The organism is Xanthomonas sp. NCPPB 3761 (genome assembly GCF_041475705.2).
In the GTDB taxonomy this organism is placed as follows: Bacteria; Pseudomonadota; Gammaproteobacteria; order Xanthomonadales; family Xanthomonadaceae; genus Xanthomonas; species Xanthomonas phaseoli.
This window is the reverse complement of record NZ_CM191262.1, coordinates 899,670-924,202: the sequence shown is the minus strand read 5'-3', so window position 1 is coordinate 924,202 and position 24,533 is coordinate 899,670. Positions and strand designations below refer to the sequence as shown.

Sequence of the window (24,533 nt, the reverse complement as noted above, 5' to 3'; positions counted from 1 at the left end):
GGCAGCGCGTGCAGTGCGCAAGCCGCGTGATCGCGCACCGCACCTGTGTCCTCAGGCAGACAGCCGCGATCGCCAAGGAGGGCCAGCGCGTTTCAGTCCGTCCTGCGCAACGCAGCCGCTGACGGAAGATGAAGTCGGAAGGCATGCAACGTGACGCCAGCACGCGCGGCTGCGCCCGCTTGACGCGCGCATCGCCGGTGCCCCCATACCCGTGCAGCGCGATGTAACGCGACCAGACAACCAAAGCGGGCCCGCATCACGTGCAAGGCCGGCGCCAGAAGCCCCGCGCGTGCGGGCGGTATCTGGCGATCCTGGGCACTGGCCGCGCCCCGCCAGTGCAGCGAACGCAGCTGTTCGCAAGTCGCCCTCAGCGTGCCAGCACCTGCTGCGCCGGCTTGCCCTGCACGGTGAAGTCGCTGTCGCCCGGGCCGCCGGCCTTGGGGTCGGTATACCAGCACCACAGCGCAATGCCTTCCACGCCATGCGCCTGCAGTACCTTGCGCCACTGCTGCAACACCTGCAGCTGCAGGCGCGTATCGACGGCGGCCGTGCGCTGCTCCGGGCTTTCCCACGGCGCGGCCAGACTGCCGCGCGCCGAACGCAACCCCAGCTCGGCCACCCACACCGGCTTGCCCACGCGCTGACCCAACTGCTGCAGGCGTTGTGCCGCGGCGGTCATTTCAGCGCTGCGTGCATCGGCGGCTTCGGACAGGCGCGGATACAGGCTGGTGCCCACTGCATCGAACAACGACCAGTAACCGAAGCGCTCGGCGTGCTCCATGCCGTCGGCCACATACAGCAGTTTTCCGTGGTAGACCTTGCGCACCGCCGCGACCAACGCCGGCCATTGCGGCGCGTCCTGCAACTTGCGCAACTCGGTGCCGATCACCAGCGCTTCGGCGTGTTCGTCCTGGGCCAGCTTGGCCAACGGCAGCAATGCCTGCTGGTAGGCCGCAAACCAGGCCGCCGGGTCGGTGGGCGCGGCATCGCCGGCCCAGTGCCCCGGAATCCAGACATGCACCTTGAGCGTGGGCTGCAATCCAGCCTGCAGGCTTTGCCGCAACGCCGCGCGCATGGCCTCCACACTGCTGTCGCTGCCCAGCACCGGGTCGTTGGACTGCGGACTGGCCTGCCACACGAACGCCACCAGCAACGCCTTGCTGGCACCGGTCTTGGCCAACGCGTCCAGCGACCGCGCTGCAGCCTGGCTTTCCCACGGGGCGTTGGCGGACACCTTGACGTTGGCGCCCATCCAGGTCGGCGCGGCGGCATTGCACCCGTTTGCGAGCAGACACACGCCGATCAACGTTGCGACGCTTAGAACGCGCTTGAACATGCAGCAGACACCTCGGCATTCGGCGGCGCCGCGTGGCGGGAGCACGCCGTCGCACGCAAGGATGCATTGTTCTTGTCCGGCGGCACCACCGTGACCGCTGCCGGGTTGGCCGGCTGGGCAGTGTCGGCAGATGCCGTTGCCGCCGGGGCCACCGCAGCGCCCTCGGCCATCGCCGGCAGCATCACACCGGCATCGTGCGTGGCGGGAGCGGCCGCCGCACGCACCGGCAGCGCGACCGGCGTCGTCATGACAACGGCCTCGCCCTGCATCAGGGCCTGTTCGTCGGGCGCTGCGCCACGCGTCCAGCTGCCCCACCCCTGCGGTTGTGCCCAGACCGCACCAACCAGGCCCAGCACCAGCAATCCGGCCGCCTGGCCGCGTTGGTCGGCGTGCAGCGCACGCAGCAACAGCGCCGCCGGCACCCACAACAGCAGCAGCGCATCGAAACCAGCCCAGCCGAAGACGAACGACAACGCAGCCGCACAGATCACGGTGCCGGCACTGGCCACCACGCCTCGCGCCAACGCACCGCTGCGCGTCCGCGCCACCAGCGCAAGCACCGGGAAGCACACTACCGCCGCCACACCCCAGCGCACCGCCGGCAACCAGCCGTCGGCATGGCCGGCCAGGGGCAGCGGCAACGGATGCGAGGCCTGGGCGATGCTGGATAGCGTCGGCCACGGCGCATTGAACACGACCAGGTTCACGTAGGCCCACATGCCGACCAGGAATGCGAACGGCAGATAGCACACCAGGTAGAACGAGCCCGGCGCCTTGCGCAGCATCTGCGGTGGCATGACCAGCAGCAGCCATGGCGCGACCATGGTCGACAGCGCCAGCGTCTGCAGATCCAGGCACAGCAAAATGCACAACCAGCCCGCAATGCGCAGATAGGTGAAGGCTTCCACCGGCGCCTGCAAGCGGCGCAAGGTGCGGCACAAACCGTAGAAGGCCAGCAACCCCACTGCCTGGCTGCCGCCGGCAGCGATCGGCAGCAGGAACAGCGGGTTGCAGCCCACCAGCAGCGTCAGCGCGCTGGCCCAGCCGCGCCCGAACACGCCAGCCAGATCGCGCCACAGCAGCGACAGGAACAGCGCGTTCGCAGCCACCGCGACACAAGGCCACACCTGGAACGGCAGATTCCAGCGATGCAAGGTGAGATCGACCGCCCACGCCAACAGCCCGGTCGCCGGCACGCCGATGTCCGGCGCAAGCGCGGGCGCCCTGGCCACCGACTGCACCAGCAACGGCTGGCTCAGCAGCGACAGCGCCACCACGGCGATGAGGAACGCCGGCAGCCCGCTCTCGCAACGCTTCGCAACCGGCTCACTCTTCGAGTGCGGCGCGGCGTTCGTTTTCCGAATGCTTGCTGATGCCATGCGTGGTCTTCTCCCAATAGAACGGATTGTGGATCAGCTGCCAGAGACCCTTGTAGGCGGCAATCGACTGCAACGCCCAGTAGAACGGCACCGTCAGTGCGTATGGCGCCAGCTTGAAGTAGTCGCGCTTGAATGCCGCAACCAGCGTGATGTAGATGAAGAACGCATTGGCCAGCAGCAGATTGACCAGCGAGACCGCCGCCAGCCACGGCGGGAAGAAGCGCTCGAACATCGTGGTGCCGGTCAGCGCCCACGCCGCGTACAACGCCCAGAGCACCGGCACACCCAATGCGGTGAAAAAGCCGCCGCCGATGAAGAACTGAAACCCCCAAAATCCCTTGAAGCCGGTACTGCGATACAGATGCACCGGGTCGCGCATATGCACCAGCCAGGTCTGCATGTAGCCCTTGAGCCAGCGCGAACGCTGCCGGATCCAGTTGGGGATGCTGACGTTGGCTTCTTCGAAGGTGGTGGAATTGACGACGTTGACGCGATACCCGTTCTGGATCAGCCGCACGCCCAGATCGGCGTCCTCGGTGACGTTGTACGGGTCCCAGGCGCGCACCTTGCGCAGCACGTCCAGACGGAAGTGATTGGAGGTGCCACCCAACGGAATCGGAATACGCAGGTATTCCAGCGCCGGCAGGTAGAAGTCGAACCAGAGCGTGTACTCCAGCGTGAACATCCGCGTCAGCCAGTTCTCGTCGGCGTTGTAGTAGTTCAGCCGCGCCTGGATGCACACCACATCCTGCTCGGCTTTGCGGAATGCCGCCACCACGCGCTTGAGCTGGTCCGGCTCGGGCTTGTCCTCGGCGTCGTAGATGGTGAGCAGCTGCCCACGCGCAAAGTGCAGCGCGTAGTTGCAGGCCTTGGGCTTGGTCTTTGGCTGCGACGGCGGCACCCGGATGATTTCGAAGAACGCTTCCAGGCCGAGTTTCTTGGCCGCTTCGATGGTGTCCAGGTCGTCCGCTTCCAGCACCAGCTTTACGTCCAGCTTGCTGATCGGGTAATCGAGCTTGCGCAGCGCGTTGGCCAGAATCGGCAGGACTTCCGGCTCCTTGTACATCGGCACCAGCACGGTATAGACCGGCAGGTCGTCATCGCGCAGCGCGGCCACTTCGTCTTCGGTGACCTTGATGTCGATGCGATGGCGCGAGCCGAACCACACCAGCAGCAACTTCAACCCGAAGGTGGCCAGAAAGCCCAGCGCCACCAGCACGTTGACGGCGATCAAGGCCGGCACCGGGAACAGCACCAACGTCACCAGCATCACCGCCGCCAGCGCCCACAATGCGAACTTCTGCCCGCGCGTGATGACCTGGCGTGCCGAATACGTCGGCGCATGCGCTGCAAGCAGATTCAGCGCGTTGTCGGTGAGCTGCTCGTCGGCGTAGCGCTGCAGGCTCCAGATGATGTCGAACTTGGCGGTACCGCCAAAGCGCACGTCTTCGCCATAATGGGCGCGTGCCCAGGCGAACAGGGCCGGGTCCGGATCGGCCACCGCCAGCACCAGCACACCGTCCTCGCGCCGCCACGGCAACACCAGGCGTTGCGCGTAGCTATCCAGATCGCCGGGGGTGAGCAGCGCAGGATCCGGCGGTTGCTGCACCAGATCGATGAATTGCAGCCCGAAGTGCGCGGCAACGATGGCGTAGAACCGCTGCGCCGGCACGCCGCGCTGGGCCAGGATCACATCGCCGAGGCGCGAATTCCAGCGTTGCTGCAAGGCCAGCGCCGAGCGCAGCTGTTCGTCGGTGATGACGCCTGCCGACACCAGCGCACGACCCAGCAGGCCGCGTTCGCGGCCGATGTCCGGCGCTCGTCCCAGCGCGTCCGTTTCGCAGGTCACCGTCATGTGCGGCCCCTTAGAAACGCCACCAGGCGGCCACGAATGGCCCGCCCGCGGCACCGGTGTTGCGGCCCATGACCGGCTGCTGATACCCCACCTGCCACTGACTGCCACCCGGCGCCGTATACAGCGTGGACAACTGCAACTTGGTGAGATCGTAGTTGGTGCCGGTGGCGACGAAGCCCACGCCGCCACCGCTACCGGCAACATCGACGTTGCCACGCCCGTTGCCCAACCCCTGGATCACGTTGAGTTCGCCCAATAGCAGCCAACTCGGGGTCAGACTCAGACCTGTGGACGCGTCCACCCGCAGTTCGTCCGACGCCGCGCTTCCGCGCAGGCGGACCGCCCCCCCCAAGATCGACGTAGCCGTTGCGGCCGCCCAGCGTGTAACCGCGCCCCCGGCTGTAGCGCAGCTCGAGGCCATAGTCGCCGAGACCAAGCGCAGGGTCGGAATTGGCGGAAGGATTGTTCGGGTGGTAGGTCTTGCTGCGCCCATATGCAGGGACGCTCACCAAGGCCTGGACGGCACTGCGCCAGACATCGTTCTGTGCGCTCGGCAGCGCATAGCGCAAGCCAATTTCCTGATCGGCAAAACCGGTCGTCGTGGTTTGCTGACGGCCATTGACGGCATCGTGGTTACTGAAACCCACGTCGCTGAAATAGAAGTTGCCGATGAAGCTGAGCTTTTCGGTCAGACCATGTTCGACGTAGACGTTGAGCTGGTCCTGACGGCTGCGGCCATTGCCGTCGAATTGCTGGCCGTCGCCGAATGTCGTGCGATGGTGGCCGTCGTCGAACCAGCCACGGCCATCGCTATGCAGCGCCTTGACGATCACCAGGGTGTCGCCCTGCGGCTGGGTCCACGCACCGGCCAATGCGGTGCCCGGCAACGCGGCAAGCACACCACTCAGGGCAAGCGCCGATGCCAGGACCGACAGCGCACGCGGATGGGTTGGACTGGGATGACACAACGAGGCAACCGAACTGGACTGCAACGGGGTAGCGCACGACCGACGTACCCGCCTTTGCGGGTCGTTCTGAAAAGACATTGCACGATTCCTGATGGGGGACCCGGGAGGGACAGGAAGCTGGGGTTGATCACACTTCGGGGCGAAACGTACCACAGTTGTGGCCGGCGACCCATCACCGATTTATCACAAATTTAACGCGATCCAGATCATTTGCTCTGCAACAAACGCGGCACCTGGGCAACTGCGTGGATCCAGATCGCAAGCCATACGCCAAGCCGCGTCGGCAGCCCGCGTCGATCGGCCTCGAATTTACGAAAATAGCGCCACAACCCGCGATGTTTGTGCCACTCCACAAAGAACGGCCGCGCGCGGCTGGAGACCCCGCGCACGTGCAACACCTGCAGATCATTGGCCACCGCCACCAGGGCACCGGCCTGGCGGGCGCGCCGGCACAGGTCCAGGTCTTCAGCATGCAGACGGTAACTGCCGTCCCAGCCGTCCAGCCGGTCGAACAGGCTGCGCTGCATCAGCATCAACGCCCCGGAAATGGCATCCACCGGCTGCAAGGCCTGCGACGGATCGGCCGGCACCGCCAGATTGGCGGCGGCACGCGGCGCGCGCAGCATCGCGGCGAAGTCCGGGTCGCGGCGGCGCACGGCCGCATCCGGACGCCCCTGCTCATCCACCTGCTCCACCCCCAGCAGCACCGCCGGATGCCCCGCCGCCCGGTCGTGCAGCTGCAGCAAGGTATCGCGCGCGACCATCAGGTCCGGGTTGATGAAGACCAGCCAAGGTGCCTGCGAATCGCGCGCACCCTGGTTGCAGGCAGTCGCAAAACCGGGGTTGTCGGGATTGGCGATGAAATGCAGCCGCGCATCGGCCAGGGCATGACGCTGCACCACTTCCAGGGTGTCGTCGCTGGAAGCGTTGTCGACCACCCGGATCTCGCTGATGCCCTCGGCCGCACGCAATCGCGACAGGCACGCATCGATGGTGCTGCTGCTTTCATAGGTGACGACGACGGCGGCGATCTGGACGGGAGTCATCCGGCCATTATCCGGTGCCAAAGCAGCGCAGCGCCATCTTGCGTTGGCCGATGCCGCGGCGCGACAGTCGCTGCCGCGGCCGCATTGCCTCGCGTCCGGACCCGGTTGGCACTGCGCCACGCTACCGCTTGCACGCACTGCCCGGCGATGGGTCGCCTTGCAGCATGGCGACCCATCGCCGCAAGGCGCATACTGCGCGCCCGGAGCCGCACGCGGTCTCCGTTGCCACACTTTGTTCGACCGGTAAACCGACTGCGCAGCCAGGCAAGCGCGGGCAGCACTCGATGCATGTACCAGGTGTACATCCACATCGCAGCGCATCGCCCGCATGCACCTGATCGCCAGCCGGGTTGCAGGTTGCTTTTGGTGCACTCCCACACCTGATTGTTGAGATGACGGTTAGCGACCTTGCGGTTTCGCGCTGCCTTTTCATTGCCTGCATCGCCGCGACCTGATGGCCGATGCGATGCGACAACGGCCCGGCAGCGCCGTTCTTGTTCTTGACGGCGCGCGCCGCGCGTCCGCCGCTTTACTCCTGATCACTTGGTCTATACCACTCTCCGACGCGGCAAGGCTACCGCGTCTGTCGGCAGGCGGGCCATGAACGTGCCGCATCAGGTGCATGGCATGAGCCTGGAACTGGCATTGCCGGACTGGCCAGTCCTGACCAACGATGAAATCCATCGCGTGCTGCAGCGGTTTGCGGCGGCGGGCCACCTCCGCGAGGTGCGCTGGCATAGCGCACGGCCGTTCTCGGCAGCGGCCTGCGTGGAGACTGCAAGTGGCCCAGTCATCGTCAAACGCCACCACTGCAGTGTGCGCAGCGTGGCCGCGCTGCGCGAGGAACACAGCTTCATGGCCCATCTGCGCTGGGCAGGCGTGCCGGTGGTGGAGGTGCTGCACGACGCCCAGGGCCGCACTGCGCTGGCGCATGAGGATTGGGTGTACGAAGTGCAGCGGGTCGGTGCGGGCCACGACCTCTACCGCGATGCATTGTCGTGGACACCGTTCAACGACGTTGCGCATGCGCGGGCGGCCGGCGCTGCGTTGGCGCAACTGCATCGCGCGGCCCAGGGCTTCGATGCGCCGGCACGCTCCACCAGCGTCCTGGTCGCCAATCTGCGATTGTTTGCGCAGGCAGACCCGCTGCAGGCATTGCACGATGCCTTGCCAACGCGGCCGCACCTGGCAGCAGCCCTGCAGGACCGCCCATGGCCAGACGATCTGGCCACCCATCTGCTGCCCTGGCATGCGCAGGCGTGGCCGCTGCTGTCGGCGCCCGGCGCGCTGCCGCCGCTGTGGACCCACGGCGACTGGCATGCGTCCAACCTGCTGTGGGACACCAACGACGGAGCGACCCGCGTCAGCGCCATCTTCGATTTCGGATTGAGCGATTGCAGCAGCGCGCTATTCGATCTGGCCACCGCGATCGAACGCAACCTCATCCCCTGGTTGCGGCTGGACACCGGCGCACGCGCGCAGGCCGAGCTCGACCAGCTCGACGCGCTGCTGGAAGGCTACGCGCAGCATCGGCCACTGGACGCAAACCAGGTGCGCCGCCTGGCCGCACTGCTGCCGATCGTGCATGCCGACTTCGCCTTGAGCGAAATGGAATATTTCGCCGGCATCACCCGTTCGCCCGCCAATGCCGACATCGCCTATCACCGCTATCTGCTCGGCCACGCGGACTGGTTCGCCAGCGCCGATGGTCAGCAGCTGCTCGCGCATCTGCACGCACGTGCGCGCCGGCTGCCGTGAGCACCTTCCCTTCCCTGTCGAGTCTTGCCCAATGTCCGTTGCCCTCCCCCTGTTCTCCCGCTGCCCGCTCGCGCTTGCACTGGCATTGTGCTGCGCTCCTGCACTGGCGCAGCAACAAGCCGGCACCGATGCGGTCGAACTGGACGCGGTCAACGTGCGTGGCGAGCGCGTGGAAACCGGCACGGCATTGAGCGGATTTGGCGCCACCCGGCTGCTGGACGCCCCCGCCTCGATCGCGGTCATCGATCGTGCGCAATTGCTCGATCGTCAGGCGCGCGTCCTCAGTGAGGTATTGCGCGCCGATGCCTCTGCCGGCGATGCGTATGCGCCGATCGGCTATTACGAAAACTTCGTTGTGCGCGGCTATTCGCTCAATGCCGCCAACAGCTACCGCATCAACGGCATGAGCGCGGTGGGCGAACAATCGATCGCACTGGAAAACAAGCAGCAGGTGCAATTGCTCAAGGGTCTGGCCGGGCTGCAATCGGGCGTCAACGAACCGGCCGGGCTGATCGACTACCGCACCAAGCGGCCCGAGCACGTGCGCAGCGTGACCCTGGGCACCGACGAACAAGGCTCGCGCTATGTCGCCGCCGACCTGGGCGACTGGTTCGGTGCCGAACGCACACTGGGGTTACGCGTCAACGCCGCACGCGAAGACATCGACAGCTATGTCGATCACGCCGACGGCTACCGCAACTTCCTGTCGCTGGCCGGCGACTGGAAGATCACCCCGCAGGCGCTGCTGCAGCTGGACGTGGAGTATCAGCACCGGCAACAGCGCTCGGTGCCGGGCTATCAACTGCTGGGCGGCACGCAGGTACCGCGCGACATCGATGTACACCGCCTGCTCGGCTACCAGCCCTGGGCGCGGCCGGTGGAAATGGATTCGCTCAACGCGCAGCTGCGCTACGCCTACCAGTTCAACGACGACTGGCGCGCCACCGCCGAAGCATCGCGCAGCCGCGCGAAGATCAACGATTTCTCTGCATTCGCCTGGGGCTGTTATGGCGCGGCAAGCTGCGCCGACATCGTCACCCCGAACTTCTTCAGCGCGCAGGGCGAGTACGACATCTACGATTACCGCAGCCCCGACGACACCCGCGTGCACGATCAGCTGTGTGCCACGCTCGAAGGCCATGTCGCGACCGGCGCGCTGGAGCATCACCTGAGCATCGGCGGCGAATGGCTGCGCCGCACCATCGACCGTTTTGGTTCGGTCAACGAATTCGTCGGCAGCGGCAGCATCGATCGCGACCCGGACGTCTTCGCGCAGACGGATGTTGCGCTGGATCCCAAGCAGCGCCGTCTGGACAGCCGCCAGCGTGCGCTGGTCATGGCCGACCGGATCGGCCTGGGTGCGCAGTGGGAACTGTCGCTTGGCGCGCGCTACGTGCAACTGGACGAACGCAGCTTCGATCGCGACGGCCTGCTGGAGCGACGCACGCGCAAAGACACGGTACTGCCGCAGGCGGCGCTGCTGTTCAAACCGCAGCAGAACATGTCGCTGTATGCCAGCTACGCCAAGGGCCTGGCGGCAGGCGGCACGGCGCCGTGGTTTGCCGATAACGCCGACGAGATCCTGCCGCCCACCAATGCGTACCAGCTGGAAACCGGCGCCAAGATCGACCTGCGGGGCCTGCGCCTGGGCGCGGCCCTGTTCGACATCCGCCAGGCTTACCAGTTCACCCAACCGCAGGCCGATGGCGGTCTGCTCTATGTGCAGCAGGGTCGCCTGCATAACCGTGGCCTGGAGCTGTCTGCCGACGGTGCAGCGACCCGGCAGCTGCGTCTGTTCGCCAGCGTCGCGGCACTCCGCGCGCGCGCGGAGGACACCGACATTGCCGAGTACGAAGGCCATCAGGCGATCAACGCGCCCAAGCTGCGCGCCAGCGTGCAGGCCGATTACAGCGTGCCAGGTATCGATGGTCTGGCACTGCTGGGGGGCGTGCAATACAGCGGGCGCAAGTTTGCCCACCGTCTCGGCAACGCCAGCGTGCCGGCCTACACCGTAGCCAACCTCGGTGCCCGCTACGCCACGGCGCTGGGCGGGCTGGCGACCACCTGGCGCTTGAACGTGGACAACGTGTTCGACAAGCGCTATTGGCGCGATTCCGGCGAATATCAGGGCGATGCGTATCTGTTCCCCGGTGCGCCGCGCAACGCACGGCTGACGGTGCAGGTGGATTTCTAACCTGCACTGTAGGCACACAGTGCGCGCCCTGCCGTGCATGCACAGGAACGACGGGGAATGCGCTGTCGGGCAGCGTCGACAGCCGGTCACCAGCGCTGCCAGCTCGCCTGCGGATTGTGTTCGTGGACGACGAGGTGCCGTATTCCAGGGCTGAACTGTATGCACCGTCGTCCCAACGCCTCCTACGCCGTAACACGTTGACCCATAACGCACCAGGTACCGCATGTCGCTGCTCGAATCCATCGCCGTTGTGATCAACCTGCTGGGCGTGTGGCTCACCGCGCGGCGCATTCGCTGGTGCTGGCCGGTGGGCATCGTGGCGGTGGCGTTGTATGCGTGGCTGTTCTACCAATGGAAGCTGTACTCGGACATGCTGCTGCAAGGGATCTATGTGCTGACCCAGCTCTACGGATGGTGGCACTGGCAAGCCGGAACCGCAGCAGACACACGGATACGCCCGCTGCCGATGCCGTCCGCCGAACGCTGGCTTTCGCTGGGCATCGGCGCGGCGTTCGCTGCGGCGCTCGGCGCCTATATGAATTACCGCACCGATGCGGTGCTGCCGTGGCTGGACGCGGCGCTGGCCAGTTTCAGCCTGGTGGCCAGCGTGTGGGCAGCACGCAAGCGCATCGCCAACTGGGTATTGTGGATCGTGCTCGACTGCGTCTACGTCGGCGTCTTCATCAGCAAGGGGCTGTACCCTACTGCCGTGCTCTACGCAGGCTTCGTGGCGCTTGCGGTGTACGGCTGGTACAGCTGGAAAACCCAACAGAACCAGAACCTGGCTGTCGCGCGCTAAGCCGGTCGCGGTTTGCGCGCGCGTTCTTCTTTACCATCGCAACATGCATGCCTTCCACCTCATTAGCTTGCTCACGCCCTGGGTCTTCCGCCTGCGGTTGACCGCATGAGCGTGTCGCGCCAACACACCATCACCGAAGCGATCTCCGCACAAATCTCAGCCGGCGAATGGGGACCGGATCAACGCCTGCCGGTGGAACGCGCGTTGGCCGAGCGATTTTCCTGCACCCGCATCACGCTGCGCGAAGCGCTGCAGCAGCTTGAAGCCGAAGGCCGCATCTATCGCGAAAACCGCCGCGGCTGGTTCGTCAGCGCGCCGCGCGTGCGCTACGACCCCACCAGCATCGCCGGTTTCATGCAATACGTGGCGGCGCAGGGACGCAAGCCGCGCACCGAATTATTGAGCGCCACCCGGCAGGTTGCAGGCGCGGCTTACGCCGCGGCGTTGCGACTGGACAGCCCGTACGACGAGGTGTTCGTCCTGCAACGTCGGCGCTGGATCGACCGCCGCGCCGTGCTGCTGGAAACCAATGTGGTGCTCGCGGCCTGGGCGCCGGGCCTGCTCGAACACGATCTGGCCGGGTCGCTGTCGAGCGTGTTCAACCAGCGGCTGGGCCTGTTCCTGAGCCGCGCGCAGCTGTCGATGCATCCGGCCGGATTGGACGCGACACAGGCGATGCTGCTGCAGTCCACGCCCGGCACGCCATGTTTTCGGCTGCAGCGGATCAGCTTTGCCGAAGACGGCCGCGCGGTGGAACTGGATATCGAATCCTGGCGCCACGACGCATTGGATGTGGTGGTGCGGACCGACGCGCCGACGCGGTCTGCCTTTTAGGGCGGGAATCGGGAATCGGGAATCGGGAATCGTTGAAGAGCGTGCCGCATTGCTGCGTTCGTGGTGTGCGCGGCTTGCTGCGGCCTTGGTCTCATCAACAGGGGATTGGAAACTGCTTGATAGGCCGGATGACGTGTTCGGCCAGAACGCATCGGTGCGGTGCTGCGGCGGGTATCGACGGGGCGCAACTGTCGAGTGAGCGGTGGTTCGGTCTCTTGCTCGATGGCAGACATCACGACATCGATCCGGTAACGCGACAGGCGCGATCGCGAGACGAGGCAAGTGCGGCAGCGGAGTGGAACCTGCAGTTGCCACACGGTCGGACGACAAACGCCTTCGTGCATGCGTGATCCATGTAAGTCCCGGACGATGGCCGCGCGCATGGCGGTGTGCAGGTGTCGTCGGCGGCGACTCTAGGCCTCAAACAACGCGCGTTGCAGGTCCGGGGGCGGGAGGTGCGCCAGGAGTCGAGTCAGCTGGTCGCGCTGCGCACGCAACGGGTCGTGCATGAGGAAATTGGCCAAGCGCGCATGCCAGGCCGGCCAGCGGGTGGCCAGCGCGTCCATGTCGCCTTCGGCCGGGCGGCCTTCGTGCGGGGAGGCAACGAAGGCGGTCTCGCACAACACGTTACGCCAGCCCAGCCCACCCATGCGCAGGCTCAAGTCCACCAGCGCCGCGTACCACGAGCCGTAACTGCTGGCGTCCAGGCCACCGGCCTTGCGCCGCGCCGTTCCGCGCAACAGCACCGCGTGCCCGATCGCCGACGGCAGTTCCGGGTGCAGCGGCGGCATCGCAGCACAGGCAGCCGCAAGCCGTTCGGATGCGTCCGGCATCGGGTTGAGTTCGCCCAGCCGCGGCCAGCTGCAGGCCTCGCCCACATTGCTCCATGGCGTGGCGGTGGCGATCGCGGCATCGCGTGCAAAACACGCGGTCAGTTGCCGCAACCATCCGGGCAACGGGCAGGCATCCAACCCCAGCACCACCACGTCGGCATCGCCGCAGGCGCTGAGCATTTCGTCAAGATGCGCTACCTCGCCCAGCATGCGCTGGCGACGGGTGTGATGCGCCTGCAGTTGCGTGCGCGCCAGCCAATGTTCGATCACTGCGCGCCCACGCGGGCCGGCCTGCGCATCGTCGGCCAGCCAGACGCGTGTTCCTGCGGGCGTGGCCGCATCCAATGCGCCCAGGCACGCATCCAGCGCCTCGTCGTCGGTGCCCACCGGCACCAGCACGACCGGCAGCGCTGCACTCATTGCGGCTTCTGGCTGGGTTTCAGAGGTTCCATGGCCTTGAATTTCTGGCCGTATTCGTCGGTGAGATTGCGCGCTTCCTGTGGGTTGCGCACGATCGATGGGGTGATCAAGACGATCACTTCGCGACGGTTGCTGGTCTTGCCCTTGGTTCCGAACAGTGCACCCACAACCGGCAACTTGCTCAGGAACGGCACACCGTCGCTTGTATCGGACGTGGTGTCGTCGATCAAACCGGCCAGCATGATGGTATCGCCACTTTGCACCGCCGCCTCGGTCTTGACTCGCCGCGTATTGATGTCGACGTTACAGGCGGCCGCGTTGATGGTGGCGGTTGCCGATGTGCAGGCGGCCGGACGGTCGCCCGGGCTGCTGACTTCCTGCACGATATCCAGGAACACCATGCCGTCCTTGGTCACGCGCGGACGCACCTTCAAGATGACGCCGGTATCGATGTACTGCACAGACGAATAGCTGGTGTCGGTACCGAGGCCGGTATTGATCGACGTGGAGTTGATCGCGATACGCGAACCGACATTCAACGTCGCTTCGGCGTTGTTGCGGACGAACACCGAGGGCGTCTGCAACAACCGTACATTGGTGACCTTGTCCAAGGCGGTAATGATGGCGGCAGCATTCTTGCCGAGGAAGCTCCAGGCGAGGCCCTCGGTGCCGGTCACCTTGCCGGCGATATCGCCCCAGATGTTGCGCCCTGCGGCACTGGGCAGACCCGCGCCGCCGAAGCCGTAGGTGTTCGAATCGGTTGCAGCATTCACCGCATTCTCGAAGTACCAATTGACGCCGTAACTCAGTGCGCCCGTCAGATTCACCTCGGCCACCTGCGCTTCGATATGCACCTGCATCGGCATCACGTCGAGCTTCTCGATGACGTCGCGGATCGAGCTCCATGCCTGCGGCGTGGAACGCACCAGCAAGGTATTGGTCTCGGCTACCGCCGATACACCCACCTTGTCGCCAGCCACTTCAAGCGTCACTGCGCCGTTGCCATTGCTGCGCGGCGACAGCTGCAGGCTGCCGTTACCCAAACCACCACTGCTGCTACTTCCGCTGGTGCCGAAACTGCTGCCCGACGAACTGCCATCGCCGCTGTCGCCGATGCTGCCGCCGGTCACGCCGGAGCTGCCGCCCAGGCTGCTGTCGCGATTGCCGAGCGTGCCACCCAGCACGCTGGTTTCCGACCCCGGCGCCAGCGACGCATTGGAATCGCCACCGTTGCTGCGGCCACCGAACACTTCCGAAAGACGATCGGCCAGGTCCTTGGCCTTGATGTACTTCAGCTCGTACGAGAACAGCCGCACGCCGCCACCGGCACTGTCGATACGGTCCAGCCACTGCTGGATCTGGTCCAGGTAACGCGGCTGCGGGGTGATCACCAGCACCGCGTTGGCGTTTTCCAACGGCATGAAACGGAACATGCCGGCGCTGGGCGTCTTGCTCTGTTCGCCGAACACCTTTTCCAGATCGGCGGCGACTTTCTCGGCCTTGCCGGACTGGATCGGGAACACGCCCACCGACATGCCCGACAACCAGTCCACGTCGAAGATCTGCACGGTGCGCAGATAGTTTTCCAGCTCGGCGCGAGTGCCGCCCAGGGTGATCACGTTGCGCGCCGGGTCGGTGCCGACGATGGCATTCGGGCGGGCGTACGGCTCCAGCACCTTCTTCATTTCGCTGGCGGAGATGAACTTCAACGGCACCACCCGCACTTCGAAACCGCGCGCGGCCGAGGGCGATGCGGTGCTGGGCGCGACGGTGCCCGCCAGCGCCTGGTCGGCCGGCACGATGTTGTAGCGGCCGCCACTGAACACCATGCGCGCGTTGTTCCAGCCCAGCACCATTTCCAGCAGGTTCAAGGCCTGCGCCGGTGAGACCGGATTGGGCGTTGCCAGGGTCACGGTGCCCTGCACGCCGGGCGCGATGACGTAGTTCTGGCCGAGCATGTCGCCCAGGATGGCCTTGACCACGGCCTGCAGCGATTCGCCTTCGAAATTGAAGGTGGCGCTGCCGCTGCTGGCCATGCCCAGCGTGGGCGACGGCGCGGACGCGGCGCTCTGGTTGATCATGGTGCCGCTGCCACGCCGGATCACCGGGCTGGGCTTGGCGCTGACGTTGCCGTCGGCGCGCTGCTCGGCGGTGGTCTGGGTGGCGCCGGCAGCGCCGACTTGCGGATCCAGGCGCGCGTTGCGGCGCACGTCCGGCGGAGGAGTGGTGGCGCAACCGGCCAGCAGGCCAATCAGCAGGGACACGGGAAACAGGCGCGACGTCATGCGTTCACTCATTGGGTCTGACCGGGGGTAGAGCCGCTCTGGCGCTGCTGTTGCAGCTGGCGGCGTCGGGCTTCGATGCGTTCGCGGATGGCACGCATCTGATCGTCGGAGGGGCGTGGGGCTTCCTGCGCGCCATCGCTGCGCTGCGGCGGCACGGTTGGCGGTGCCTGCCCGCCGGGCTGCTGTACCGGCGCGACGGGTTGCGGTTGCGGCGGCTGCGGCGGGGCAAGTGCGGCAGCGTCGGGGGACGGGACCGGCGGGGTGGCAGTGGCGGCACCGCGTGCGGCGGCATTGGCGGTGGGCGGCTGCCCGCCCTGGCCGTTGAACACGTGCAATTCCAGGGTTTGCGTGCCGCTAGGGCCTTCGACGGTGGCGCTACGCGGCTGCAGGGCGAGCAGGCGCCAGCCCTTCACCGCTTCGCCGCCCAGCTGCACGCGCACCGAATCCTGCGGGTCCAGGGTCAACGTCGCCATCTTGAAGTTGTCCGTCAGCAGCACACCGGTCAGGCGCACTGTGGAAGCGGCAGTGCCGCCATCGTTGCCGGACAGGAAGAACGGATGCGGCAGGCGGTCCTCGGCAAACGCGGGATGCGCGGCGATTTCCGAATATTTCTCGAATGCGCCCAGGCGCTCCGGCGCCGGTGCCGGCAACGTGGGCAGACGCTGCACCAGCGCCGGGTCGTCGGGCAGCAGCTCCACGCGCTTGCCCAGGCCGGCGACGGCCAGCACGCACACCAGCAGTGCCCAACCGACCACGGTGGCCAGCAGCCAGGTGCGCAGGCCGATCATGTCAAGGCGCATTGCTGGCCTCCGCGGCGTTGGGGGCAGCAGGCGCGGCCTCGTTGTTCAGCGGTGCGGCGCTGGCGCCCGGGCGTAGATAGCCGGCCAGTTCGAAGGCGATATCCAGTCCGTTGCCGCTTTCGTTGGGCGAGAGCTGGTAGCGCTGCGCCATCACGTTGAGGTTGTCCACGAACAAGCGCGGCGTGCCGTTTTCCAGGCTGTACAGCACTGAGGCCAGTTCTGGCGTGCCGCAGCGCAAACGCACCTGCACCGCCACGCGGGTGAAGCGGTTCTTGCTCTCCGGCTGCAACGGCGAGCGGTTGCTGATGGCGCAGCTGCGGTTGCCAGGACTGGCCTCCACCACCGCACGTTCCAGCCGCTGCACCAACCCGGCAGAGGCGAGTTCGGCCGAGGTTTCCGGCAGGAAGCCCGGGCGGCTCTCCAGCGTCTGGCGCGCCTGCCGCAGCCGCTTGCTGACTTCCGGCGCCTGCTGCAATTGCACGCGCACGCGCAGTTCGCGTTCGCGCAGCGCTTGCAGGTCGTCCTGCACCGCGATCATCGGTTGGGTGAACCACGGATGCACCAGCACCAGGTAGGCCACGCCGATCACCAGCAGCAGCAGGCCCAAAGCGATCCAGCGATCGCGCTTAACGCTGCGTGGCATCGGCCGCCTCCTTCGCATCGGGGCCGGCAAGCTCGGCAGTGATGGTGAAGCGGTCGACATTCCGGCCGGCATCGCTCTGCAGCACGCCGGTCAGCGACGGCGTACGCCACAACGGCGAGCCTTCCAGACGACGCACCAGCGAAGAGGCTTCGTTGCTCAATCCGATCAACTGCAGTTGCCCGCCTTCGACCGAAAATTTTTCCAGATACGTGCCACCAGGCAGCCGCCGGCTCAGTTCGTCCCAGATTTCGACCGAGGTCGGGCGGGTGGCGCGTTGCTGCTGGAAGAAGCGCGCGCCTTCGACCAGGTCCAGCAATTGCTGCCGTTCGGCAGCGACCTGGCGCGCGCGCGCGGCATTGGCCTGCACCCTGGCGCGCAGATCGTCGGCGGCCTGGCGGCGGTTGTCGAGCAGCAGCCAGCCGGCGACGGCCAGCAGCACCAGCGCAGAGGCGGCCAGCAACAGGTTCCAGCGCTGCATCGGGTCGCTGCGGCGCAGGCGGCGCGCAGGCGGCAGCAGGTTCACGCCCAACGGCAGGCCGTTGGCGTCGGTCACGTCGATGCCCGACAGCGCACTGTTCCATGCGTCCGGCACGCCGGCCGGGCCATCGATCATGCGTCGCGGCACCACCACCAGTTCGGCATCGAGCTGGCCGTCTTCGCGCACATCGAGCACGCGCGCATCGAAATACACCTGGTCGGCGGTGAACGGGGTTTGTCGATCGATCTCGAAACGCGCCACGTCCTGCAGGCGCGCCGCTGCCGCAGCGGGCAGGCGCAATGGCCGGCGCAACGCATGCGCGGCCGGCAACAGCCAATGCCGCGGCAGGCCTTCAAGCGCGGTCGGCAGCACGTCATTGACTTCCTGCGGGTGCACCGGCCACGGCAGGCTGGCGAGGGTATCGCAGCTGTGATCGCGCTGGCGCAGCAGCTGCAGCGTGTCACCGTCCTGTTGCAACAACAGGCGTGCCTGCGACAGACCCAACTGCCATTGCCAGCGCTGCGGCAGCCAGGCCAGCAGCGAGTGTTGCCACCAACGCCAGAAGCCTCCGGCTCCCGGCATGGCGCGTACGCCGATACGACCCAAGGTATCCCGCCATGCGGTCATTGCACTGCTGCTCCCTCTTCCCAACGCAACACGGTATAGGCCGACCCTGGTAACGCAGACGCGCTGGTCGAAACCACCGCCCGCAACACAGCCTCGCGTCCCTCACTCAGTCGCGCCCGGCTCTCGATACTATAAGTGCCCGAGCCACCGACCGTCGCCTCGTTGGCCGGCAAACCCAGCGGCGCGTCACGCTGGGCCAGCAGTTGCTGCGCGTCCAGCCCCATCGCGGTGAGCACCGGGGCGGGCGCAAACCGCGCTTCAGGCCGCGAGCGACCGCTGTACAGCGTGACGTTGGGCAACAGCTTGCGATACAGCTCGCCATCGATCCCCAGCACCAGGCGCAGTTCGCCCAGGGTTTCGAATGGGCTGTCTTTTGCGCCATACGGCAGCCCGGCATCGGCGTAATCGCGATCTTCCGCGCCACCGCCTGGCTGGCTCAATGAATCGCCATCGCGCCAATCGACGATGGCACCGGCGATGCGTCCGGCACTGGCCTGCTCGCCGCCCACCGCGCGCACCAGACCGGCCAGCAAGGTGGGCTCGGCCATGTTCAGATCCACCTTGCCGCTTTCATCGGTGATACGAATCTCCACGCTGGCATCGTCCATCTGCCAGCGATAGCGCCGGCCGTCCGGGCGCCAGCGTGCCTGGGTGTCGGCATCCTGCAAGCGAAACAACGCGTATTCCAGGCCAGAGCGCGCGTATTCCTGCGCCTGCGCGCCGTTGCGCAGCATGCTGCCCTGCAACGCTTCCACACGTGCGGTGAGCGCGAACGCACCGATCATCGCAGTGAGCAACGCAATCAACCACAGCACCAGCACCAGCGCGGCACCGCGCGCGCGCGTCATTGCCCTGCTCCCGGGTTGCTGGATTGCGGCAACGCCACCACCATCGGCGGCCATGCGGCATCGTCACTGCGGATGTCGATGCGCACCATGAGCGGCAGGCGGTCGTGCCACTCCCACTGCGGCAGCCACGCGCTCAGGCGTCCGTTTTGCGGATCCATGCCGCGATACCGGAAACTCACCTGCTGCACGCCTTGAGCAAGCAGTTCCGGCGGCAGCGGGCTGCTTTCTTCGATCGGCTTGCCGGACTGTAGCATGGTCAGCGCAATCAGCAGGTTGCGCCGATCGCCATCGCCGGCCACCGACAGGTCGTGCAGATACGGCCCGCCGCGGCCCAGGTAATCGGGCACGTCTGCGGCAAAGCGCAGGCGTTGCGGCTCGCCGATGAACAGGATCGGCTGCTGACTTTGGGTATCGATGCCCATGGCGATCGGCAATGCGGCGGCCAGGCGGCGCCGCAGGAATTCTTCCACCGCACGCACGCGCTCGCTGCGCTGTGCGATCGCTTCGCCGCGCTGACTCACCGCACTGGCCGAGCGCAAGGTGGCAAACGCCAACACCAACCCACCGACCAGCAACATCGTGGCCAGCAGCACTTCGATCAAGGTGAAGCCGGCGCTGCGCGAACGACTCATGGCGGGCTGCCCTGCGTGTTGGCCGCCACCAACCGCAACGTGCGCCATTGCAGCATCTGGTTGGGCTGCTCGCCCCAGCGCACCACCAAGGTCACTTGCAGCAGCCGGTGCGCGCCGGGCGACATCGGTGCCTGCGGGTTGCGCCGTGGCTCGTCGTAGGGGCGTACGTCCATCGACCAGCGAAAGTGGCCGTTTTCGAACGTGCCTTGCTGCTGCTCGGGCTCCAGCGGCTTGTCGATGCCCTGCACGGCCAGCAGCGATTGCGCGTGCAAGGTGGCGCGCGTGCTTTCATCGGCCGCGCGCACCTGGCGCGCAGCACCGGACAACGACCCGAGCAACAGGCTCAACGCCAACGCCAGCAACGCGAAGGCGACGATCACTTCGATCAGGGTGTAACCGCGCTGATGCCTCATGGCGCCGGCGTCCGCAATGGGCCCGAACGCACCTCGCCGGTGATCCAGCCCACATCCACGCGCCATCTGGCGTCCTTGACCTGCAGGTCGATGCGCCCGCCGCTGGAAGCGCCATCCGGAAAGAACTGGATCGCGCCCTGGTCCTGCCGCGATTGCACCTGGCGCGCGCCGGTGAAGCGCACTTCCAGCGACGGCGGCAGATCGCCGTGATGGCCGCCGGGTGCGTCCCAGCGCCGCTGCTGCGGGTCGATCAGGAACCGCTGCGGCGTGCCGGTGGCGATCGCCTGGGTGCGCGTGTAGCGCAGCTGCGCGGCGATCGCCTTGCCGGCGGTGCGCAGGCGCATGCCGTCGATGCCGCCGTTCAATGCTGCGGCGGCAAGCACACCAGCAATTGCGATCAACGCGATCACCAGCAGCATCTCCAGCAACGAGGTGCCACGCGCGCGTGCCCGACCAGGGCCGACCACTCCATGCCGATGACGCAACGGCTGACACGCAACGCGCATGGCGAGCGCTTATTGGTACTTGATGTCCGCGTCGTAACTGCTGCCACCGGGCTTGCCGTCCTTGCCCAGGCTGATCAGATCGAACGGCTGACCGTCGCCGGGCGCGCGGTATTCGATGGCGTGGCCCCATGGGTCGTTGAGTTCGGCCGGCTTGGCGTACGGGCCCAGCCAACCGCTGCTGTCGCCGGGCTGGGTGACCAGGTCATCGAGTTTGCTCGGCAACTTGCCGGTGTCGAGCTGGAAATTCTCGATCTTGCCGGCCAGCGTCTGGATCTGCGACTTGGCCAGATTGGCCTTGCCGCGATCGGCACCGCCCAGCACACGGCTGCCCACCAGCGTGAGCACCGCACCGATCAGCACGATGACGATGATGATTTCCAGCAAGCTCATACCGGCCTGGCCTGCGCGCGACGGACTGCGGGTGATGGAACGCTTGATCATGAACGATTTCCTTGCACGTCGATGAGGGATGCTGCCGCCAACAGATGACACGGCGGGCATTGCAATGGTTCCCGCATGGGTGTCGTGCGGTCACCGGAACGTTGTGATGAATACGCTGCCCGGTCAAGCGCGTGGCCGACAAGGCGTTGCGCGCGGTTGGCCGCTGGACGCGGCACACGCGCAGGATATGCAGTGTACGAGCGCTCCATGTCGATTCCGGGCACCGGCTGTGTGCACGCGACGACTGCACCGTTGCACCGAGCTCCGCTCTCAGCCGATTGCATTGGTAAGGTCATACAGCGGCACCAGGACCGAAATGATGACAAGCCCCACCACCGAGGCCAGCACCAGCGTGATGAACGGCACCAGCGCGGCCAATGCGCGGTCGATGGCCTGTGCGGTTTCCAGTTCGAAGGTGTCGGCGGTCTTGAGCAGCATGGTGTCCAGTGCGCCGGACTCTTCGCCCACCTGGATCATCTGCAGCGCCAGCCGCGGAAAGCGCTTGCCGCGTGCCAGCGACATCGACAGGCCATGGCCGTTCTTGACGTCGTCGGCCGCATTGGCGACATCCTCCACCAAGGCCAGATTGGACATCACGTTGCGCGCGATACCGATCGCCGCCAGCAACGGCACGCCATTGCGCAGCAAGGTACCCAGGGTGCGCGTCAGGCGCGCGGTTTCCAACCGGGCAATCAAGCTGCCGACCACCTTCTGGCGCAGCAGCCATTCGTCCAGCGATGCACGGAATGCGGCATTGCGACGCTTGCGATCCAGCCACAGCCCCAGCACGCCCGGCACCACGACCAGCACGATCCACCAGTCGCGCACCAGCAGGCCCACGCTCAACACCGCCTGGGTGAACCATGGCAGCGCCACATCCAGGCTTTCGTACATCTGCGCAAATTGCGGCACCACATAACCGAGCAGGAACAGCAACGCACAGCCCACCACCGCCAGCAGGATCGCCGGGTAGATCAGCGCGTTGATCACCTTGCCCCTGAGCGCGCGGCTGCGCTCCAGGTAATCGGCCAGCCGCTGCAGCGTGTCCTGCATGCTGCCGCCGGCTTCGCCCGCGCGCACCATGTTGATGTACAGCTTGGAAAACAGCCCGTGCTGGCGCTCGAGTGCGGACGACAACGGCGCACCGCCGCGCACGGTATCGCGCACATCGCCGATCACCCGCCGGCTTTTTTCGTCTTCGGGCAGATCCATCAGGATCGACAGTGCGCGGTCCAGCGGCTGCCCAGCGCCGATCAGCGTGGCTAGTTGCTGGGTGAATTGCACCAGCGCCGCATTGTCGAACGGCTTCTTGTGCAACAGCATGCGCAGCGACGGCGAATCGTTTTCGCCGGTGGCCAGACGCGTTTCCACCGGCAGATGGCCCTGTTCCTGCAGACGCAACGCCACCTCGGCATCGCTGGCCGCTTCCATCTGGCCGTCGAGCATTTCGCCGTGGGCGTCGAGGGCTTTGTAGCGGTAGAGAGGCATCAGGCTGGGGGGCAGGGATTGGGGAGTCGGGATTCGGGATTCGGCAAAAGCACATCGCTGCGCACTGGCGGCGCTGCGCACATATCATTTTCCACGCACAGCGGAGCGGGCGGGTTGCTGCGCTGGCGGGTCGTTGGTCGAGTGCCTGCCAAGCGCGTTTCTGCGACCTGACCGATCACGCATCCTCCGTGACGCGCAGGACTTCTTCGATGGTGGTTTCGCCGCGCAGGGCCTTGGACAGCCCATCCTCGTACATGGTGCGCATGCCGGCCTGGCGGGCGAGTTGTTCGATTTCGCCCATGCCGGCGCGCCGCATCACCGCGCGGCGCAGTTCGTCGTTCATCACCAGGAACTCGACGATGGTGGTGCGGCCGAGGTAACCGGTAGGTGCGGTGGCCGAGGGGCGCGGGCGATACAGGAAGATCTCGCCCTCCGGTTGCAGGCGGCGCAGGTCGAACCTGGCGATTTCTTCCGGCGAGGCGGCGTAGCGCTCGGCGTTGGCCAGGTCGAGTTTGCGTACCAGGCGCTGCGCCAGGATGCCGTTGATGGTGGAGGTGAGCAGATAATCCTCCACGCCCATGTCGAGCAGACGGGTGATGCCGCCGGCCGCGTTGTTGGTATGCAGCGTGGACAGCACCAGGTGGCCGGTGAGCGCCGACTGGATCGCGATGCGTGCGGTTTCCAGGTCGCGCATTTCGCCGATCATGATGATGTCCGGATCCTGACGCACGATGCTGCGCAACGCGTTGGCGAAATCCAGCCCGATCTGCGGCTTGGCCTGGATCTGGTTGATGCCTTCGATCTGGTATTCCACCGGGTCTTCGACGGTGATGATTTTCACATCCGAGGTGTTGAGCTGGCTCAACGCGGTGTACAGCGTGGTGGTCTTGCCCGAGCCGGTGGGTCCGGTCACCAGCATGATGCCGTGCGGTTGCTCCAGCACCTTGCGGAATTGCGGCAAGAAGTCTTCGGTAAAGCCCAGCTTGTAGAAATCGAACACCACCGTTTCGCGATCGAGCAGGCGCATCACCACGCTTTCGCCATGCGCGGTGGGCACGATGCTGACGCGCAGATCCAGCTCCTTGCCCTGCACGCGCAGCATGATGCGGCCATCCTGCGGCAGCCGGCGCTCGGCGATGTTGAGCTTGGCCATGATCTTGATGCGGCTGATCACCGCGGCGGTGAGCTTGGCCGGCGGGCTTTCGCCTTCCACCAGCACGCCGTCCACGCGGTACCGCACCTTGAGCCGGCTTTCGAACGGTTCGATATGGATGTCGGAGGCGCGCAGCTCCACCGCGTGCTGGATCACAAGGTTCACCAGCCGGATCACCGGTGCTTCGGAGGCCAGATCGCGCAGCGCTTCGATGTCGTCGCTGCTGTTGGCATCGCCATCGGCGGTTTCCACGATGGTGCCCATCGCACTGCGGCCCTGGCCGTACCAGCGCTCGATCAGGTCATCGATTTCCGAACGCAGGCCCACCTGCAACAGCAACGTGCAGCCGGTAGCAAGACGCACCGCATCAATGACGTAATCGTCGTAAGGATCGGCGATCCACAGCTCCAGCCGGCCATCGCGTTCGCCGACCGGGCACAGGTGAAATTGTTTGAGAAAGCGCAGCGACAACCCCTGCACTTCCGGCAGCATTTCCGGCGGCGTGTCGCCAAGCTGGCGTGCGTCCACCAACGGCAAGCCGAGGACGTCGGCGCAGGTTTCTGCATGATCGCGTTCGGACACCAGACCTAAACGGCCGAGCAAGGCCAGCAAGCCCATGCCGGATTCGGCCTGCAACTGGCGCGCGCGCAGCAGATCGGTATCTTTCAGACGACGGCGTTCAAGCAGCGCATCGACGATGCGCGTCTCCGCACTTCGATGCTCGATTGGATCGACGGCAACCGCGTTCACACTCGTCTCCACTGGTCCGGCGCCGACTGTAGCAGTTTGCCGCGACG

20 protein-coding genes and 1 pseudogene are annotated in these 24,533 nt (G+C 66.2%); 4 read left to right on the top strand and 17 right to left on the bottom strand.

Annotated elements, in window-relative coordinates:
* Positions 1 to 367 precede the first annotated feature (367 nt).
* From ACCQ00_RS03940 to ACCQ00_RS03920, 5 genes and pseudogenes are all read right to left on the bottom strand, one after another.
* Positions 368 to 1,336: a glycoside hydrolase family 113 gene (locus ACCQ00_RS03940; protein WP_039572974.1), complete on the bottom strand. Its 969-nt coding sequence runs from the start codon at positions 1,334 to 1,336 to the stop codon at positions 368 to 370.
* Positions 1,318 to 2,613 carry a hypothetical protein gene (locus ACCQ00_RS03935; protein ID WP_039572972.1) on the bottom strand — a complete coding sequence of 432 codons (1,296 nt, stop codon included), beginning with the start codon at positions 2,611 to 2,613 and terminating at the stop codon, positions 1,318 to 1,320. The genes ACCQ00_RS03940 and ACCQ00_RS03935 overlap by 19 nt, the downstream gene beginning before the upstream one ends.
* Before the next feature lie 49 nt (positions 2,614 to 2,662).
* On the bottom strand, positions 2,663 to 4,570 hold the full coding sequence (locus ACCQ00_RS03930) for a glycosyltransferase family 2 protein (RefSeq protein ID WP_372354069.1): 1,908 nt from the start codon (positions 4,568 to 4,570) through the stop codon (positions 2,663 to 2,665).
* 10 nt (positions 4,571 to 4,580) lie between these two features.
* Positions 4,581 to 5,616 (bottom strand): annotated as a pseudogene (locus tag ACCQ00_RS03925) (hypothetical protein).
* A 128-nt stretch (positions 5,617 to 5,744) separates the two neighbouring features.
* Complete coding sequence (locus ACCQ00_RS03920; protein ID WP_017157508.1) at positions 5,745 to 6,584, bottom strand: glycosyltransferase family 2 protein; 840 nt, start codon at positions 6,582 to 6,584, stop codon at positions 5,745 to 5,747.
* 600 nt (positions 6,585 to 7,184) lie between these two features.
* On the opposite strand from ACCQ00_RS03920, the gene ACCQ00_RS03915 reads away from it, so the two are divergent.
* The 4 genes from ACCQ00_RS03915 to ACCQ00_RS03900 all read left to right on the top strand — a co-directional run bounded on the left by ACCQ00_RS03915 (position 7,185) and on the right by ACCQ00_RS03900 (position 12,169).
* Positions 7,185 to 8,342 carry a phosphotransferase enzyme family protein gene (locus tag ACCQ00_RS03915; protein ID WP_039572967.1) on the top strand — a complete coding sequence of 386 codons (1,158 nt, stop codon included), beginning with the start codon at positions 7,185 to 7,187 and terminating at the stop codon, positions 8,340 to 8,342.
* A gap of 31 nt (positions 8,343 to 8,373) precedes the next feature.
* Positions 8,374 to 10,536, top strand: coding sequence for a TonB-dependent receptor (locus tag ACCQ00_RS03910; protein WP_039572964.1), 2,163 nt, complete (start codon positions 8,374 to 8,376; stop codon positions 10,534 to 10,536).
* A 223-nt stretch (positions 10,537 to 10,759) separates the two neighbouring features.
* On the top strand, positions 10,760 to 11,335 hold the full coding sequence (gene pnuC / locus ACCQ00_RS03905; protein WP_022559944.1) for a nicotinamide riboside transporter PnuC: 576 nt from the start codon (positions 10,760 to 10,762) through the stop codon (positions 11,333 to 11,335).
* A gap of 105 nt (positions 11,336 to 11,440) precedes the next feature.
* Entirely contained in the window at positions 11,441 to 12,169 is a 729-nt protein-coding gene (locus ACCQ00_RS03900) for a UTRA domain-containing protein (RefSeq protein WP_022559945.1), read from the top strand.
* Positions 12,170 to 12,582: 413 nt separating this feature from the next.
* On the opposite strand, the gene ACCQ00_RS03895 is transcribed toward ACCQ00_RS03900, so the two are convergent.
* The 12 genes from ACCQ00_RS03895 to gspE form a co-directional block, all read right to left on the bottom strand.
* The gene (locus tag ACCQ00_RS03895; protein WP_022559946.1) at positions 12,583 to 13,422 is read right to left on the bottom strand and encodes a glycosyltransferase family 2 protein; all 840 of its coding nucleotides are present in this window, start codon (positions 13,420 to 13,422) and stop codon (positions 12,583 to 12,585) included.
* The gene (gene gspD / locus ACCQ00_RS03890; RefSeq protein ID WP_022559947.1) at positions 13,419 to 15,719 is read right to left on the bottom strand and encodes a type II secretion system secretin GspD; all 2,301 of its coding nucleotides are present in this window, start codon (positions 15,717 to 15,719) and stop codon (positions 13,419 to 13,421) included. Before gspD ends, ACCQ00_RS03895 begins: the two co-directional genes overlap by 4 nt.
* Positions 15,716 to 16,507 carry a type II secretion system protein XpsN gene (xpsN, locus tag ACCQ00_RS03885; RefSeq protein WP_007965190.1) on the bottom strand — a complete coding sequence of 264 codons (792 nt, stop codon included), beginning with the start codon at positions 16,505 to 16,507 and terminating at the stop codon, positions 15,716 to 15,718. Before xpsN ends, gspD begins: the two co-directional genes overlap by 4 nt.
* Positions 16,497 to 17,150 carry a type II secretion system protein GspM gene (gene gspM, locus ACCQ00_RS03880; protein WP_015463600.1) on the bottom strand — a complete coding sequence of 218 codons (654 nt, stop codon included), beginning with the start codon at positions 17,148 to 17,150 and terminating at the stop codon, positions 16,497 to 16,499. The genes xpsN and gspM overlap by 11 nt, the downstream gene beginning before the upstream one ends.
* On the bottom strand, positions 17,134 to 18,255 hold the full coding sequence (locus tag ACCQ00_RS03875; RefSeq protein WP_039572956.1) for a PilN domain-containing protein: 1,122 nt from the start codon (positions 18,253 to 18,255) through the stop codon (positions 17,134 to 17,136). Before ACCQ00_RS03875 ends, gspM begins: the two co-directional genes overlap by 17 nt.
* Entirely contained in the window at positions 18,252 to 19,103 is an 852-nt protein-coding gene (locus ACCQ00_RS03870) for a type II secretion system minor pseudopilin (RefSeq protein WP_039572954.1), read from the bottom strand. Before ACCQ00_RS03870 ends, ACCQ00_RS03875 begins: the two co-directional genes overlap by 4 nt.
* Complete coding sequence (locus ACCQ00_RS03865) at positions 19,100 to 19,735, bottom strand: type II secretion system protein J (protein WP_039572950.1); 636 nt, start codon at positions 19,733 to 19,735, stop codon at positions 19,100 to 19,102. The genes ACCQ00_RS03870 and ACCQ00_RS03865 overlap by 4 nt, the downstream gene beginning before the upstream one ends.
* The gene (xpsI, locus tag ACCQ00_RS03860) at positions 19,732 to 20,148 is read right to left on the bottom strand and encodes a type II secretion system protein XpsI (RefSeq protein WP_039572946.1); all 417 of its coding nucleotides are present in this window, start codon (positions 20,146 to 20,148) and stop codon (positions 19,732 to 19,734) included. Before xpsI ends, ACCQ00_RS03865 begins: the two co-directional genes overlap by 4 nt.
* Entirely contained in the window at positions 20,145 to 20,654 is a 510-nt protein-coding gene (gene xpsH / locus ACCQ00_RS03855; RefSeq protein WP_039572943.1) for a type II secretion system protein XpsH, read from the bottom strand. Before xpsH ends, xpsI begins: the two co-directional genes overlap by 4 nt.
* Before the next feature lie 9 nt (positions 20,655 to 20,663).
* Positions 20,664 to 21,095 carry a type II secretion system major pseudopilin GspG gene (gspG, locus tag ACCQ00_RS03850; RefSeq protein WP_003490502.1) on the bottom strand — a complete coding sequence of 144 codons (432 nt, stop codon included), beginning with the start codon at positions 21,093 to 21,095 and terminating at the stop codon, positions 20,664 to 20,666.
* A 270-nt stretch (positions 21,096 to 21,365) separates the two neighbouring features.
* Positions 21,366 to 22,583: a type II secretion system protein XpsF gene (xpsF, locus tag ACCQ00_RS03845; RefSeq protein WP_039572940.1), complete on the bottom strand. Its 1,218-nt coding sequence runs from the start codon at positions 22,581 to 22,583 to the stop codon at positions 21,366 to 21,368.
* A gap of 175 nt (positions 22,584 to 22,758) precedes the next feature.
* Complete coding sequence (gene gspE / locus ACCQ00_RS03840) at positions 22,759 to 24,486, bottom strand: type II secretion system ATPase GspE (RefSeq protein ID WP_039583878.1); 1,728 nt, start codon at positions 24,484 to 24,486, stop codon at positions 22,759 to 22,761.
* Between the last annotated feature and the right edge of the window lie 47 nt (positions 24,487 to 24,533).